The organism is Streptomyces varsoviensis (assembly GCF_000718635.1).
Classification (GTDB): domain Bacteria; phylum Actinomycetota; class Actinomycetes; order Streptomycetales; family Streptomycetaceae; genus Streptomyces; species Streptomyces varsoviensis.
Genome location: NZ_JOBF01000005.1, coordinates 205,374 through 218,467, shown reverse-complemented (window position 1 = coordinate 218,467; position 13,094 = coordinate 205,374). Strand labels below are relative to the sequence as shown.

General features: G+C 73.7%; 12 protein-coding genes. 5 read left to right on the top strand and 7 right to left on the bottom strand.

Going from position 1 to position 13,094, the window contains the following annotated elements:
- Window positions 1–121: 121 nt before the first annotated feature.
- Window positions 122–613 carry a hypothetical protein gene (locus tag IF55_RS11020; RefSeq protein WP_245661149.1) on the top strand — a complete coding sequence of 164 codons (492 nt, stop codon included), beginning with the start codon at window positions 122–124 and terminating at the stop codon, window positions 611–613.
- Window positions 614–698: 85 nt separating this feature from the next.
- On the opposite strand, the gene IF55_RS11015 is transcribed toward IF55_RS11020, so the two are convergent.
- The 3 genes from IF55_RS11015 to IF55_RS11005 form a co-directional block, all read right to left on the bottom strand.
- Entirely contained in the window at window positions 699–1,250 is a 552-nt protein-coding gene (locus IF55_RS11015) for a TetR/AcrR family transcriptional regulator (protein ID WP_030892665.1), read from the bottom strand.
- A 22-nt stretch (window positions 1,251–1,272) separates the two neighbouring features.
- Entirely contained in the window at window positions 1,273–2,079 is an 807-nt protein-coding gene (locus tag IF55_RS11010; RefSeq protein WP_030892668.1) for an alpha/beta fold hydrolase, read from the bottom strand.
- 486 nt (window positions 2,080–2,565) lie between these two features.
- Window positions 2,566–3,831, bottom strand: coding sequence for an alpha/beta hydrolase (locus IF55_RS11005; protein WP_030892670.1), 1,266 nt, complete (start codon window positions 3,829–3,831; stop codon window positions 2,566–2,568).
- 207 nt (window positions 3,832–4,038) lie between these two features.
- Between IF55_RS11005 and IF55_RS11000 the strand changes: the two genes are divergently transcribed.
- Window positions 4,039–4,500, top strand: a complete 462-nt coding sequence (locus IF55_RS11000) for a MarR family winged helix-turn-helix transcriptional regulator (RefSeq protein ID WP_037967462.1) — start codon at window positions 4,039–4,041, stop codon at window positions 4,498–4,500.
- 128 nt (window positions 4,501–4,628) lie between these two features.
- Window positions 4,629–5,537, top strand: coding sequence for an aminoglycoside phosphotransferase family protein (locus IF55_RS10995; RefSeq protein ID WP_030892673.1), 909 nt, complete (start codon window positions 4,629–4,631; stop codon window positions 5,535–5,537).
- Between the two features lie 53 nt (window positions 5,538–5,590).
- On the opposite strand, the gene IF55_RS10990 is transcribed toward IF55_RS10995, so the two are convergent.
- Window positions 5,591–6,469: a LysR family transcriptional regulator gene (locus IF55_RS10990; RefSeq protein ID WP_030892674.1), complete on the bottom strand. Its 879-nt coding sequence runs from the start codon at window positions 6,467–6,469 to the stop codon at window positions 5,591–5,593.
- A gap of 221 nt (window positions 6,470–6,690) precedes the next feature.
- Here IF55_RS10990 and IF55_RS10985 point away from each other — a divergent pair, with 221 nt between their 5' ends.
- Window positions 6,691–7,620: an MBL fold metallo-hydrolase gene (locus IF55_RS10985; RefSeq protein WP_030892675.1), complete on the top strand. Its 930-nt coding sequence runs from the start codon at window positions 6,691–6,693 to the stop codon at window positions 7,618–7,620.
- Window positions 7,621–7,656: 36 nt separating this feature from the next.
- Here IF55_RS10985 and IF55_RS38405 read toward each other — a convergent pair whose 3' ends face one another.
- From IF55_RS38405 to IF55_RS10970, 3 genes are all read right to left on the bottom strand, one after another.
- Complete coding sequence (locus tag IF55_RS38405; RefSeq protein WP_106980365.1) at window positions 7,657–9,171, bottom strand: DUF6596 domain-containing protein; 1,515 nt, start codon at window positions 9,169–9,171, stop codon at window positions 7,657–7,659.
- Window positions 9,172–9,397: 226 nt separating this feature from the next.
- Window positions 9,398–9,754 (bottom strand): YciI family protein, encoded by a 357-nt coding sequence (locus IF55_RS10975; RefSeq protein WP_030892677.1) that lies wholly within the window; start codon window positions 9,752–9,754, stop codon window positions 9,398–9,400.
- 253 nt (window positions 9,755–10,007) lie between these two features.
- The gene (locus IF55_RS10970) at window positions 10,008–10,940 is read right to left on the bottom strand and encodes a LysR substrate-binding domain-containing protein (RefSeq protein WP_030892680.1); all 933 of its coding nucleotides are present in this window, start codon (window positions 10,938–10,940) and stop codon (window positions 10,008–10,010) included.
- A gap of 88 nt (window positions 10,941–11,028) precedes the next feature.
- On the opposite strand from IF55_RS10970, the gene IF55_RS10965 reads away from it, so the two are divergent.
- Complete coding sequence (locus IF55_RS10965) at window positions 11,029–12,255, top strand: diaminopropionate ammonia-lyase (protein WP_078644102.1); 1,227 nt, start codon at window positions 11,029–11,031, stop codon at window positions 12,253–12,255.
- Window positions 12,256–13,094 lie beyond the last annotated feature (839 nt).

Below are 13,094 nucleotides of genomic sequence, written 5' to 3'. Positions count from 1 at the left end.
TGCGGCAGGCAACGGGTGGGGTGGGCGGCCCGTCTCGGTGAACAGCGAGACGCAGCGGGCGTCTCCGCGAACGGGGTGGGCCTCGCCGAGCGGCGGAGGCTCACGGGAGGCAGGTAAGTCCATGACCAGGACTGAGAAGGCCGGGACTGAGCAGACCGGAATCGAGAAGGCCGGGACCGAGAAGGCCACGACTGAGCAGACCGGGGAAGCGCGAGTGCGGGGCGGGCGCGTTGCCGTGATCGGGGCGCTGGGGCTGGCCGCGGTGGCGCTGGCGGCAGGGCCGGCGTTCGCCAAGGGCGACGTCAGCATCAAGGCGCCGCACACGGCGCAGGTCGGCAAGACCTTCACGGTCACCGCCCAGGGCGACGACGACGCCGCCGACTACGTGCGCGTATGCCTCGAAGGGCGCGCCGGCGCGTCTGCCTGGCACCAGGTGACCTGCGGTTCCGTGGCTGGCCGGGGCGACGGCTCCGCCGAGGCCGCCGCGCGCGTCAAGGCCGAGCGGGCCGGCTCCCCGCAGTACCGCGCCGTCGTGTACGTGCTCCTCTCCCCGAAGGACAGCCACCCCGTACGCGAACGGACCTCCGGCGTGGCGACCGTCAACGTCCGCTGAGGTTCTACCGGGTACCCCTCGACCACGCTTTGGAGACGGGGTGTTCGGCTTCTTCATGGTCAACTGCCCTTGACGCCTGTTCCGTTCACCGCCGGCCCTGTCGCGCGTACGAACGCAACCCCCGGTCGGCGAAGGCGATCAGCCACTCGAAGCTCTCGTCGACATCGGCGCTCCACTGGAAGCCGCCCGCCGACTGGAGGGTGGCGAAGCCGTGGCAGAGGCTGCGGAGGGCGCGCAGGGCGTGGTCGACGTCGGGCTCCGGTATGTCGTAGCCGCGCAGGACCGCGGTGAAGGCGTGGAGGAGGCGTTGGGCCGCCGCGGCCAGCGGGTCGTCCGGGCCGGTGGGTTCCATGCCGACGGTGGCGGCGTACCGGCCGGGGTGTTCCAGGACGTAGCCGCGGAACGCGCGGGCCGCGGCTGCCAGGGCGTCGCGGCCCGCGTACCCCTGGACGGCGCCGCCGACGGCGTCGCCGGCCTCGCTCAACGCCAGGGCGGCGACGCGCCGGTTGAGGTCTTCCTGGCCGCCCACGTGCTTGTAGAGGGAGGGCGTACGCACGCCGAGCCGTTCGGCCAGCAGGCCCATGGTCAGGTTGGCGGCGCCCACCTCGTCGGCGAGGGCGGCGGCGGCCGCGACCACGGCCGTCGGGTTCAGGCCGGCCCTAGGCACGGGCGGCGTCCGGCTGGAGGAAGGCGAGCATCAGAGAGACCACCTGGTCGGGGAACTGGTCGTGCGGGTAGTGCCCGGCGCCCTCGATCATCTCAAGGCGGCCCAGGCCGGGCGGCAGGGCCTCGACGACCGCCGTTCCCTCCGCGCGCGGGTCGGCCCAGTCGGGGTCGAGCGTGCCCATGACCACCAGGACCGGGCAGCGTACGTCGCCGAGGCGCGCGCCGGCGTCGGTCGGGGCGCTGCGGCCCATGCCCTGGAGCGCCTTCATCCGGCCCGGCTCGCGCAGCAGCGCCTCGACGCGGGCCAGCCGCTCCGTCCAGTCGGCCGGCTTCGGGCCGGGGTAGGCCACGTCCAGGTACGAGCGCCAGTACCGCGTACTGCCGAGGGCGAGCGTGCCGAGCAGCCGCAGCATGCCCTGCCGGAAGCGCTTCAGCCGCAGGTCGCCGAGGCCGGTCGACTGCTTGCGGGTGAACGGCGCCAGCTCGACGACCGCCCTGATCAGCTCGGGTTCGCGGGCCGCGGCGATGGTGGCCGCGCCGCCGGCCAGCGAGTGGCCGACGAGTACGGCCGGGCCGCCGCCGAGGTGGCGTACGACCGCCAGCAGGTCGCCGGCGACGGCGGTACGGCTCCAGTCCGGCCAGTCGGCGCTCGACTCGCCGCAGCCCCGCAGGTCGACCGCGGCGACCCGGTAGCCCGCCGCCACCAGCGGCGGGAGCACCGTCCGGTACGCCGCCCGGCTGTCGCCCATGCCATGCGCGAGGACGATCAGCGGGCCGGCCCCCGCCACCTCGTACGCGATCGTCCCGCCGTCTACGGCGAGGCGGCCGGTTACGGGGGCGGGGCCGGTCGCGGGTTCGGTGGCGGGGCCGGTCGCGGGGGTGGTTACGGGTCCGTCTACCGGGCCGGTCGCGGGGGTGGTTACGGGTCCGTCCACCGGCCCGGTCGCGAGGGTGGTTACGGGTCCGTCCACCGGCCCGGTCGCTCGCCCGGCCGCGCCCCCGCCCTCGGCCATGACCCCGTGCCCGGCCGCGCTCCCGTTCGCGGGCTTCTGCCCCGCCGCGCCCCCGTTCGCGGGCGTGGTGTGGTGCTCGTGGCCGGGCGCGGTCCCCTGCTCGGGCATGGCGTCCCTCCGATCCCTCTAGCTAATGGCGTTAGCTAAAAGCTAATAGGGTTAGCCGATGCCGTCAAGGACGGACCGGGGCGGGGCCGGGCGAGGCCGCACGGGGCCTGGCGGGGCCTGGCGAGGCCGGGCGGCCGGGCGGGGCGTCGCGGCAACGCAGGGGCGTTACGCGCGGAGGGCGCGGCGGGCCTCGTCGAGCGAGGTCGGCGCGGCCCCGAGCCACCAGTCCGGGTCGGCGGTGCCGTCCGCGGTGGTGCCGTCGCGCCGCACGTAGTGCCGTACGTCGCGGCCGGGCTCCCGCAGCTCGCCGTTGAGCGCGCGCTCGACCCACTCGGCGCCGAAGCGGAAGATCTCGGCGGCGACCCCGCCCAGGGGGTGGAACTCGTTCTCGTAGACGCGCATCTCCTTGGGCGCCGTGATCCGCTCGTACGTGGCCAACGCCTGCTCCAACTGCGTCAGTTCGTCGAACTCGCCGATACCGACGAAGACCGGCTGCGTGATGCGGGTGACGAGGTCGCCCAGCGGCATCCGGGCGGCGAGCTCGCGGTCGAAACGCTCCTCGTCGCTGTGGTCGGACATGAACATGTAGTTGTTCTTGAAGGTCGGCTGCGCCCGGTTGAAGATCGTGTCGAAGTCGCCGGTGACGCCCTCGAAGGTGGCCAGCGCCGCGAGGCGCGAGTCCGACGCGGCGGCGCGCAGGCCCCAGTAGCCGCTCATGCTGATGCCGAACATACCGATGCGCTCGGCGTCGACCTCCGGCAGCTCGGTGAGGTAGTCGATGTAGCGGCTGATGGCCCGCTCGTAGTTGGTCAGGTCGACGGGGAGGCCGTTCGCGCGGGTCTCGCCCTGGCCGGGGCCTTCGATGGAGAGGGCCACGACACCGTGCGACGTGTAGTAGCGCTCGGCCGCGTATATGTAGTCCTCCTTGATCATGTCCATGCCCGGACCGAGGATCACCGCGGGAGCGTTGCGCACCTGCTGCGCCGGGAGGTGCAGCAGCGCGTAGATGTGCTTCCCCTCGAACTCCAGCACCACGCGGCGCACCCGTCCGTCGCGCAGCTCGCCGAGGCGGGCGACGCAGTGGTCGGTACGCGCGCGGTAGGCGGCCTTGCGGGGGTCGGCCGCGTCGAAGACGGAGTACTGGGCCCGGCCCCACATCACCGCGGCGCGCAGGTAGAGGTCGGCGGCGGTCTGCGCGAACCCCTCCTTCTCGTGGTGGGCGGCGCGCTCCTCGGCCTGCCCGGCGATGGTCGCCCACGCCTTGGGCAGCATGGCGCCGCTCTTGACGAGCGCGAAGACCTTGTCGAAGTCGGTGTGGTCGTGGCCGAACTGCTCCATGGTGCCCTTGGCGTCCGGGTGCAGGGCGTCGAAGCCGCCCTGGGCGAGGGCGATGTCGAGGCTCCAGCTCTGGCCGGTGGAACGTGTGGTCATGGTGCGTCCTCCTCTTCGTAAGTTAAGTACTTACCTTCCTCTTCATTAAGTACTTACCTTAGGATGTTTGTCAACCGCGGTCGCTGTTCGATATCTGAGAGATCCGAGATTCGAGTTCCGGGATCTGAGAGATCCGAGAAAGACCCGGAAGGATCGAGAGGGCCTAGAAGGCCCGAGAAGGACCTAGAGATTCGGGAGACACGCCCTATGCCGCCTCGACCTCCGCAGCCCGACCCCGGGCGGGAGCCCGCCCTGGACCGGCTGGCCCGGGCCGCCTACAGCCTCAGCGCCGCCGACGCCCGGCTGCGGGGGCGCGCCACCCGTACGCCCGGCGCGCTCTCCCTCACCCACGCGCGCGCTCTACGGGCGCTCGCCGAGAACGGCCCGCTCTCGATCCGCGAACTGGCCGCCGCGACGGAGACCACGCCCCCCGGCGCCACCCAACTGGTCAACGGCCTGGTCTCCGCCGGTTACGTCACCCGCGAGCAGACCCCGGGCCGTAAGGCCGTCGCCGTCGCCCTCACCGCCAAAGGACAGGAGCGGCACGACGAACGGCAGGCGGCCCTGCAACGCGACCTGGACGCCGCCCTCGCCGACTACGACACGCGGTCCCTCGACTCGGCGGCGGAGGTGCTGCGCCAACTGACGGCCATCTACGACCGGCTCTGAGCCCGCCGGTCTCTGAGGACCCCGGCTTCTCTGAGCCCGCCGGTCTCTCTGAGCCTGCCGGTCTCGCCCCCGCCCCGCCCGGTGAAAATCGCTCGCTCTCCGGCCCCGCCGGCGCCGAGACTGCCCGCGTGACGCTTCACGAGGACGAGATCCCGGCCGACGAGGAGCTGGTACGGGCGCTGCTCGCGGCGCAGTGCCCGGAGTGGGCCGGGCTGCCGTTGTCGCCGGCGGGCGGGGGTACGGACAACACCATGTACCGGCTGGGCGCCGACCTGCTCGTACGGCTGCCGCGGACCGCCGGGAGCGGGGAGTCCATACGCAAGGAACAGGAGTGGCTGCCCCGCCTCGCGCCCCGCCTCTCCCTGCCGATCCCCGAGCTTGTCCACGCGGGGACGCTGACCGAGGTCTTTCCGCTGGTGTGGTCGGTCTACCGCTGGATCGACGGGGAGGTGGCGGGCCCGGAGACGGTACGGGACTGGGCCGGGTTCGGGGCCGACTTGGCGGAGGCAGTGCGGGAGCTGCACCGCGTCGACCTCATGGGGGCGACGCGCGGGGACGGCCTCGGTTGGTACCGCGGGGGCGCCCTCGCGCCGTGTGACGAGTGGGTCGGCAGGTGCCTCGACGAGTGCCGGGCCCTCGTGGGCTCCGACCTCGACGTCGACGCTCTCGGAGCGATGTGGCGCGCCGCGCTCGCGCTGCCCGAGCCCGCCGGGCCGCAGGTGTGGCTGCACGGCGACCTCAAACCGACAAACCTGCTGGTCAGGGACGGCAGGCTGCACGCGGTCATCGACTTCGGCGGGCTCTCGATCGGCCTCCCCGACGCCGAGCACGCCCCCCTCTGGGACCTCCCGCCGCAGGCCCGCCGCGCCTACTGGGACGCCTTGGGCCTCGACGACGCCACCTGGCTGCGCGCCCGCGCCTGGGCGATCGCGGTGGGCGTCAGCGGAATCCCCTACTACTGGCGCACGTTCCCCGCCTTCGTCGCCGAATGCCGGGCCCGGCTCACGGCGATCCTCGCTGACGCCGACGCGCGCTGAGTTGTCGCTTTCATCTCCCCGCTTCCCTGTTTCCCCGCTTCCCTGTTTCCCCGCTACCCCGCCGCCCGCGTCGGGCGGTAGAGGTCTGCCGCGAGGCCGGTGAAGGAACGGACGAGAGGGGTGGTGGCGTTGGGGCGCCAGGCCAGGACGAGGTCGCTGGGCGGCTTGTCGAGGAGGGGGACTGTGGTGAGACCTGGGGGGAGTGGGTGGTTCAGCGCGGTCAGGCCGACGGTGCCGTCCCACAGGGCGGACTGCATGCACTCGTGCACGGTGCGTACGACCGGCCCGTCGCAGCGTCCGGCGGTCGCCGGCGGGCCGCTCCAGTAGGCCCGCCAGGCCGGGTCGGTGTCCTCGGGCAGCCGGAACCACCGCCTGTCCGCGAGTTCCGCCAGGCGCAGGCCCGCGCGGCCGGCGAGCGGGTCGTCGGCCCGTAGGACCGCGCCGATCGGGTCGGAGCGCAGCACGCGCACGGTGAGGCCCGTCTCGTCGAAGGGCGCCCTGGTCAGGGCCACGTCCACGAGGCCGGAGCGGAGCCCGGCGGTCGGGTCGGACAGGTCGGCCTCGCGGATGCGGATACGGGCGTGGGGGTGGCGCTCGCGGAAGGCGGCGGCCAACTCGGCGCCGACCTGTTCGGCGCTGTCGGCGAGGGTGCCGACGGTGAGGGCGGGGGTGCCGGCGGCGGCCGCCACCTTGGTGCGTACGCGCGCGGCCCGTGCCAGCAGCGCGCGGGCCTCCTCGTACAGCGTCGCCCCGGCGGGCGTGAGCGCGACCCCCGCGGGCGAACGGTGCAGCAGCGCGCAGCCGAGGTCCGTTTCCAACTGCTGTACGGCCCGGCTCAGCGGCGGCTGGGTCATATGGAGCCGCGCGGCGGCCCGGCCGAAGTGGAGCTCCTCGGCGACGGCGACGAAGTAGCGCAGCAACCTCAGGTCCATGAGCGGCCACGATACCCGTTCGGTATGGGGACGAAGGAACCGGTGTTGGACGTTCCGGAGGCCGTCGCAGTCCACTGGAGCGACGGCCGCGTGCGAGCAGCGACGTACGAGCAGCGACGTACGAGCCAGTGCAAGCGGCAGCGCTGGAAACAGCACCAGCGACACCAGCGATAGCAGTGACAGCAGTGACAGCAGTGACAGCAGCGACAGAGGAGCAGCCCATGCCCGAACACAGCGGCCCCGACCCCGCCGTGCACACCACCGACGTCCGCGAGCCCGCCCGCGACCTCGTGGTCATAGCCGACCGGGGCGTCCCGCTCGTACCGAACGTCGGCGTCATCGGCGGCCGGGACGCCGTACTCGTCGTGGAGACCGGCATCGGGATCGAGAACGCGGAAACGGTGCTGAAGTTCGCGCTCGAATACGCCAAGGGGCGGCGGCTCTACCTGACCACGACGCACTTCCACCCGGAGCACGCCTTCGGCGCGCAGGTCTTCGCCGGAGAGGCGACGTACCTCGCCAACAGCGCCCAGGCCGCCGACTTGGAGGAGCGCGGCCCCGGCTATCTGGAGATGTTCAAGGGGATGAGCGACGCGGTCGCGCGCCGGCTGGAGGGCGTCGAGCCGAAACGGCCCGACCTCGTCTACGACCAGTCGTACGACCTGGACTTGGGCGGCCGGGTGGTCCAACTCCGCGCCACGGGGCGGGCGCACACGCGGGGCGACCAGGTCATCAGGGTGCCGGACGTGGACGCGCTGTTCACCGGGGACCTCGTGGAGGCCGCCCAGTTCTCCATCTTCCCGTGGTTCCCGCCGCACGACACCGATGTCTCGGGTACGCGCTGGCTCGGCGTCATGGAGCGGATGGCGGACCGCGGCGCGGACATCGTCGTACCCGGCCACGGCGAGATCGGCGGCCCCCAGCTCCTCGCCGACGTACGCGACTACCTCTCCCTCCTGCGCGACGAGACGTGGCGCCGCCGGGACTCCGCCGTCGACGAGCGGACCATCGCCGACGAGGTGTCGGCCCTGATGATCGAGCGGCACCCCGAATGGGTGGGCCGGGAGTGGATCGAGAAGGGCGTCGGGTGCCTGTGCGCCGAGCACGGCGGACCTGGCGAACCCGCCGAACATGCCGGGCCCGCCGCCTGAAGGGCCCATGCCTGAAAGGCTCGGCCCCTGCGGGGCCTAATCCGGACGGGCGGTGGTGGCGGTGGTGGTGCCGGTAGTGGCGGCGGGAGCGGTAGCGGTAGCGGCGGGGGCGCTGCTGGCCCGTGCCAGCAGGAGCGCTTTCTCGCGGGCGTTGCGGGTGAGGGAGGCGGCGCGGGCGAACTCCGTACGGGCCTCGTCGCCGCGGCCCAGGCGCTCCAGCAGATCGCCGCGGACGCTCGGCAGGAGGTGGTACCCGCGCAGGGACGGTTCGCTGGTCAGGGCGTCCAGCAGGGGGAGGGCGGCCGCTGGGCCTTGGGCCATCGATACGGCGACGGCCCGGTTCAGTTCCACCACCGGGGACGGGGTGAGGGCCGCCAACCGCCCGTACAGCGCGGCGATCGTCGCCCAGTCCGTGTCCTCGTAACGGACCGCCCGCGCGTGGCACGCCGCGATCGCGGCCTGGAGGGCGTACGGGCCGGGGCTGGCGTGCGCCCCGGGGCTGGCGTACGGGCTGCGGTCGGCGTGCGGGCCGGGGCCGGTGTTTGGGTCGGGGTCGGCGTGCGGGCTGCGGTCGGCGTACGGGCCGGGGCCGGTGTGCGGGCTGCGGTCGGCGTGTGGGCCGGGGTCGGCGTGCGGGCTGCGGTCGGCGTGCGGGCTGTTCCCGGCGCGGTGCAGGGCCTCGATGCCGCGGCGGATGAGCATCCGGTTCCACCGGGAGCGGTCCTGGTCGGCGAGGAGCACGGGCGCCCCCTCGGGGTCCGTACGGGTCGTGATCCGCGACGCCTGGAACTCCAGGAGCGCGGCGAGGCCGTGCACCTCTGCCTCCCCGGGCATCAGACCCGCGAGGACGCGGGCGAGGCGGAGCGCGTCCTCGCAGAGCGCCGGCCGGACCAGGTCGTCGCCCGCCGTCGCGGAATAACCCTCGTTGAAAATGAGGTAGATGACCTCCAGTACGGAGGAGAGGCGGGCTGCCCGCTCGGCGGCGCCCGGCACTTCGAAGGGCACCCCGGCCTTGGCGAGGGTGCGTTTCGCGCGGACGACGCGCTGGGCGACCGTCGGCTCGGGGACCAGGAAGGCGCGGGCTATCTCCTGCGTCGTCAGCCCGCCCAGCAGCCGCAGGGTGAGCGCGATCCGGGCCTCGGCCGACAACACGGGATGGCACGCGGTGAAGATCAGCCGCAGCAGATCGTCCTCTATGCCGTCCATGCCGTCCATGCCGTCCATGTCGTTCATGCCGTCGGCGTCCATGGCGTCCGCTGAGCCCGTGGGGTCCACGGCCCCCTCCGGGGCGCCCGGCCCCGGCGGCGGTACGTCCGTCAGCGCCGCCCGCCCGACCTCCGCCAGCTTGCGCGCGTACGTCTCCTTGCGGCGTACGAGGTCGATCGCGCGGTGCTTGGCGGTGGCCATGAGCCAGGCGCCCGGCTTCTCCGGTACGCCCGACTCCGGCCACTGCTCCAACGCGGCGACCAGGGCGTCCTGCGCGAGCTCTTCGGCGATGCCCACGTCCCGTACGATCCGGGCGACACCGGCGATGATCCGCGCGGACTCCATCCTGAACACCGTCTCCACGGTCTCGGCCGCTTTGCCCGTACTCGTTGATGCCGTCGATGCCGCTGGTGCTGATGCCGCTGCTGCCGCTTTTGCCGTCACGAACACTCATCAGAGCAGCAGGGCGAGGCCCGGGCAAGCGCGATCAAGGCGGCTGTGCGCGGCTGTTCACGACCGTGGGGCCGAGGGCGGGCGCCGGGGGCCGGGCCGCCATGCTGGTGATGCCGGGTCAGGGCTCCAGGATCTCGCGGACCTCGGCGGTGATGGTCCAGTAGTCCTCGTGCGTCTGAAGGAAGCGCTTGGTCCATTCCAGGGCCTCGGCCTTGTCCTTGGCCTGGATGATGAAGTAGCCGCCGATGACCTCCTTGCTCTCGGTGAACGGCCCGTCGGTCCAGCTCACCTTGCCGCCGGACCAGGTGGCCCGGGTGCCGTCGGCGGTCGGCGTGAGCCCGGCGTTGTCCAGCATGACCCCGGCCTTGGTCATCTCCTCCAGCAGTACGCCCATCCGCTCCATCAGTTCGGGGCTGGGGCCCTCGGCGGGGGCGGACCGCTCGTCGATGCGGATCATCGTCAGGTAGCGCGGCATGGTGACTCCTCGGTGCGTTCGGTGCGTTCGGTGTTTTTGGTGTGCTTTCTCGGCTCGCTCGGCTCGCTCGGCTCGCTCGGCTCGCTCGGCTCGCTCGGCTCGGCCGGACGGGCGGGGGCTCTCCCCGCCTCGCACCCTTGCGTCGAACGGGATGCGCCCGGATCGACAGCTCCGCCGAAATTTCTTCGAAGTTTTTTCGGGCCGGGGCGACGGGGCCACGGTGGCTACGGGCGTGGGGCTTACGGATCGGGGTTTACGGGGTCGCCCCTCGCCGCAGCGCGCGCCGGCAGGCCGCGACGGCCGGGTGGCCGCTGCTCCCGCCGCGTACGGCCGTGGCGAGGCGGCGGAAGCCGTGGCCCTGGGGGAGGCGGTGCAGGGGAACGGTCGGGGCGCGGCCGTTCCAGACGAGGTCCGGGAGCAGCGCGACGGCGTGGCCCTCTTCGACGAGGCGCAGGTGGAGCACGAGATCGGAGGACTCGAAGCGCACGTCGGGCTCGAACCCCGCCGTACGGCACAGGGCCATCGCCCAGCGCCGGGCGGCCGTGCCCTCGGGCTCCATCACCCAGGGGCGATCGGCCAGCGAACGGAGCATCGCCTGCGCGCTCGCGGTTCCCGTGCCGGGGGCGGGTGAGGGGTGACCGCCGGGGGTGTCCGGGCGCGGTACGGCCAGGTTCAGCGGGTCCTCGTACAGGTCCTCCTGCTCCACGCCGTCCGGCCGGGGGCCGGGGGCGCCCGGGTACTCCTCGGTGATCACGAGGTCGAAGTCGCGGGCGAGCAGGCCGGGCAGGGCCCGTTCCGGTTCCATCTGGGTGACGTGCACGCGCAGTCGGGGGTGCGCCGCGCGCAGCCGCGTCAGCGCGACTGGGAGGAGGGTGAGCGCGGCGGTCTGGAAGGCGGCGACGCGCAGGCTGCCGGTGATGTCGGTGAGGGAGGCGGCGATGTCGGCCTCGGCGCGTTCCAGGCGTTCGAGCACCGCTTCGGTGTGGGCCACGAGGATCTCGGCCTGCTCGGTGAGCCGGACCCGGCGCCCCACGGGCTCCAGCAGCACCACGCCCGCCTCGGCCTCCAACTGGGCGAGCTGCTGCGATACGGACGAGGGGCTGTACGAGAGGGCCGCGGCGACGGCGGCGAGGGTGCCGCGGTGCTTGAGCTCGCGCAGCAGCCGCAGCCGGTGCAGGTCGAACATCGGCGCTCCGATCCTTCGGCTCACCTGATGAATATAGGTCGGAAACATTTGCTGGACCGATGGGTAGCGGGGATCGCAAGCTGACCCCATGCCGAAGTTCGCCGCCGCACCCGCTGACGCCGCCGCACCCGCTGTCGCCGCCGCCCGTAGCTCCGCTGGTACCGCCGCCCGTACGTCCGGCCGTACGTCCGCTCGTACGCCCGTCCGTACCCCCACCGGCCGTGCGGGCTCCTGGTACGTACGCCCGGCCGCCCGCGACTGGGTCTGCGAGCCCGCGCCCGCCGACGTACGGGCCTTCCATGCCGCGCTGCCCGGGTACGGCCCCACGCCGCTGACCGAGCTTCCGGAGATCGCCGCCGAACTGGGCGTCGGCCGGTTCTTCGTCAAGGACGAGTCGTCGCGGCTGGGGCTGCCGGCGTTCAAGGCGCTGGGCGCGTCGTGGGCGGTGCACCGGGTCCTGTCGTCTCGCGGGGCGGGAGACGGCGCTCCGGTACGGCTGGTCACCGCGACGGACGGCAACCACGGGTGGGCGGTGGCCCGTACGGCCCGGCTGCTCGGGCACCGGGCGCATGTCTTCGTGGCGCACGGGGTGCACCCGGGGGCCGTGGCCGCGATCGCGGGGGAGGGGGCGCGGGTCACGGAGGTGGCGGGCGTCTACGACGACGCCGTGCGCGCGGCGGCGGAGGCGGCGGCCGAAGGGTCGGACGCGGTCCTCGTGCAGGACACGGCCTGGCCGGGTTACGAGGAGGTTCCTGGCTGGATCGTCGAGGGGTACTCCACCCTGTTCGCCGAGGTCGACGCCCAACTCGCCGCCGCGGACGCGGGGCCGCCCGCGCTCGTGGCCGTACCCGTCGGCGTCGGCTCGCTCGCCCAGGCGGCCGTCACCCACTACCGCGGCCGGCGGGCGGGGGCGGCGCAGGGCGCGGCGCTGCTGTCGGTGGAGCCCGAGAACGCGGCGGGAACCCTGCACAGCCTCCTGGCCGGGCGGCCGGTGACCGTGCCGACGGGCGAGACCACCATGGCGGGCCTGAACTGCGGCACCCCCTCCAGCCTCGCCTGGCCCTTCCTGCGCGACGGCCTCGACGCCGCCGTCACCGTGACCGACGCCGACAGCGCCGCCGCGGCCCGCGCCCTCGCCGCCCACGGCATCTCCTCCGGCCCCTGCGGCGCCGCCTCCCTCGCAGGCCTGCGCACCGCCCTCACCGGCGAGGCTTCCGACGACCGCCGCACAGCCCTGGGGCTCGGAGCCGCGGGCACGTCTGTCCTCGTCGCCCTGAGTACGGAGGGGGCTGCGGCCAATCCGCACGGCGGGTGAGGTGTGGGAGAGGGGCGGGTTCGGTCGCGGCGACGGCGGCGGTGGGGCCGTGCTTGCGCGGGGCGCGGGGGGTGTTGGCCGGGCCCTGGTCACGGTTCTGCCGTCGGCGGGGCGCTCGGTCGCCCGCGCGTGGGTGGGGAGCGTTGTCCGCGTTGGCGTGCGGCGGGTGCGCGGGATGGGGCCGCCCTTGCACGGCGGTTTCGCGGGGGCGGTGGCTGTTCTCGCGCGGCGAGTGGGCGGGGGCGTTGGTCGGGCCCTGGTCACGGTTCTGCCATCGGCGGGGCGCTCGGTCGCTCGCGCATGGGTGGGGAGCGTTGGCCGCGTTGGCGTGCGGGGGTGCCTGGGGTGGCGGCCGTCCTTGCGCGGCGGGTTTGCGGGGGTGGTGGCTGTTCTGGCGCGGTGAGTGGGCGGGAGCGTTGGTGCCGGGCCCCGGCCACGCTCCTGCCATCGGGGTGGGTGCCCCGTCGCCCGCGCTCGGGCGGGGGCGCTGGCTGTGTCGGCGTATGGCGGGTGCTTGGGGTGGGGCCTCCTTGCGTAATGAGCGGGCGGGGAGCGTTGGTTGGGTCACGGCGTCGCCATCGGCGTGGATTTCCGGTCGCCATCCCGCGCGGGTGGGGAGTGCTGTCCGCGTTGGCGTGCGGCGGGTGCTCGGGGTGGGGCCCGCTCTTGCACGGTGGGTGGGCGGGGGCGTTGGCCGGGCCCCGGTCATGATCCTGCCATCGGCGTGGGCTCCCGGTCGCCCGCTCGTGGGTGGGGAGCGTTGGCGTGCGGCGGGTGCTCGGGGAGTGCTGTCCGCGTTGGCGTACGGCGAGCGCGCGGGATGGGACCGCCCTCGCGCG

Coding starts and splice junctions, on each gene's coding strand:
- IF55_RS11020 (WP_245661149.1), top strand. CDS start 122: ATGACCAGGACTGAGAAGGCCGGGACTGAGCAGACCGGAATCGAGAAG.
- IF55_RS11005 (WP_030892670.1), bottom strand. CDS start 3,831: ATGACCACACGTTCCACCGGCCAGAGCTGGAGCCTCGACATCGCCCTC.
- IF55_RS10965 (WP_078644102.1), top strand. CDS start 11,029: ATGCCGAAGTTCGCCGCCGCACCCGCTGACGCCGCCGCACCCGCTGTC.
- IF55_RS38405 (WP_106980365.1), bottom strand. CDS start 9,171: ATGGAGTCCGCGCGGATCATCGCCGGTGTCGCCCGGATCGTACGGGAC.
- IF55_RS10985 (WP_030892675.1), top strand. CDS start 6,691: ATGCCCGAACACAGCGGCCCCGACCCCGCCGTGCACACCACCGACGTC.
- IF55_RS11000 (WP_037967462.1), top strand. CDS start 4,039: ATGCCGCCTCGACCTCCGCAGCCCGACCCCGGGCGGGAGCCCGCCCTG.
- IF55_RS10990 (WP_030892674.1), bottom strand. CDS start 6,469: ATGGACCTGAGGTTGCTGCGCTACTTCGTCGCCGTCGCCGAGGAGCTC.
- IF55_RS10970 (WP_030892680.1), bottom strand. CDS start 10,940: ATGTTCGACCTGCACCGGCTGCGGCTGCTGCGCGAGCTCAAGCACCGC.
- IF55_RS10975 (WP_030892677.1), bottom strand. CDS start 9,754: ATGCCGCGCTACCTGACGATGATCCGCATCGACGAGCGGTCCGCCCCC.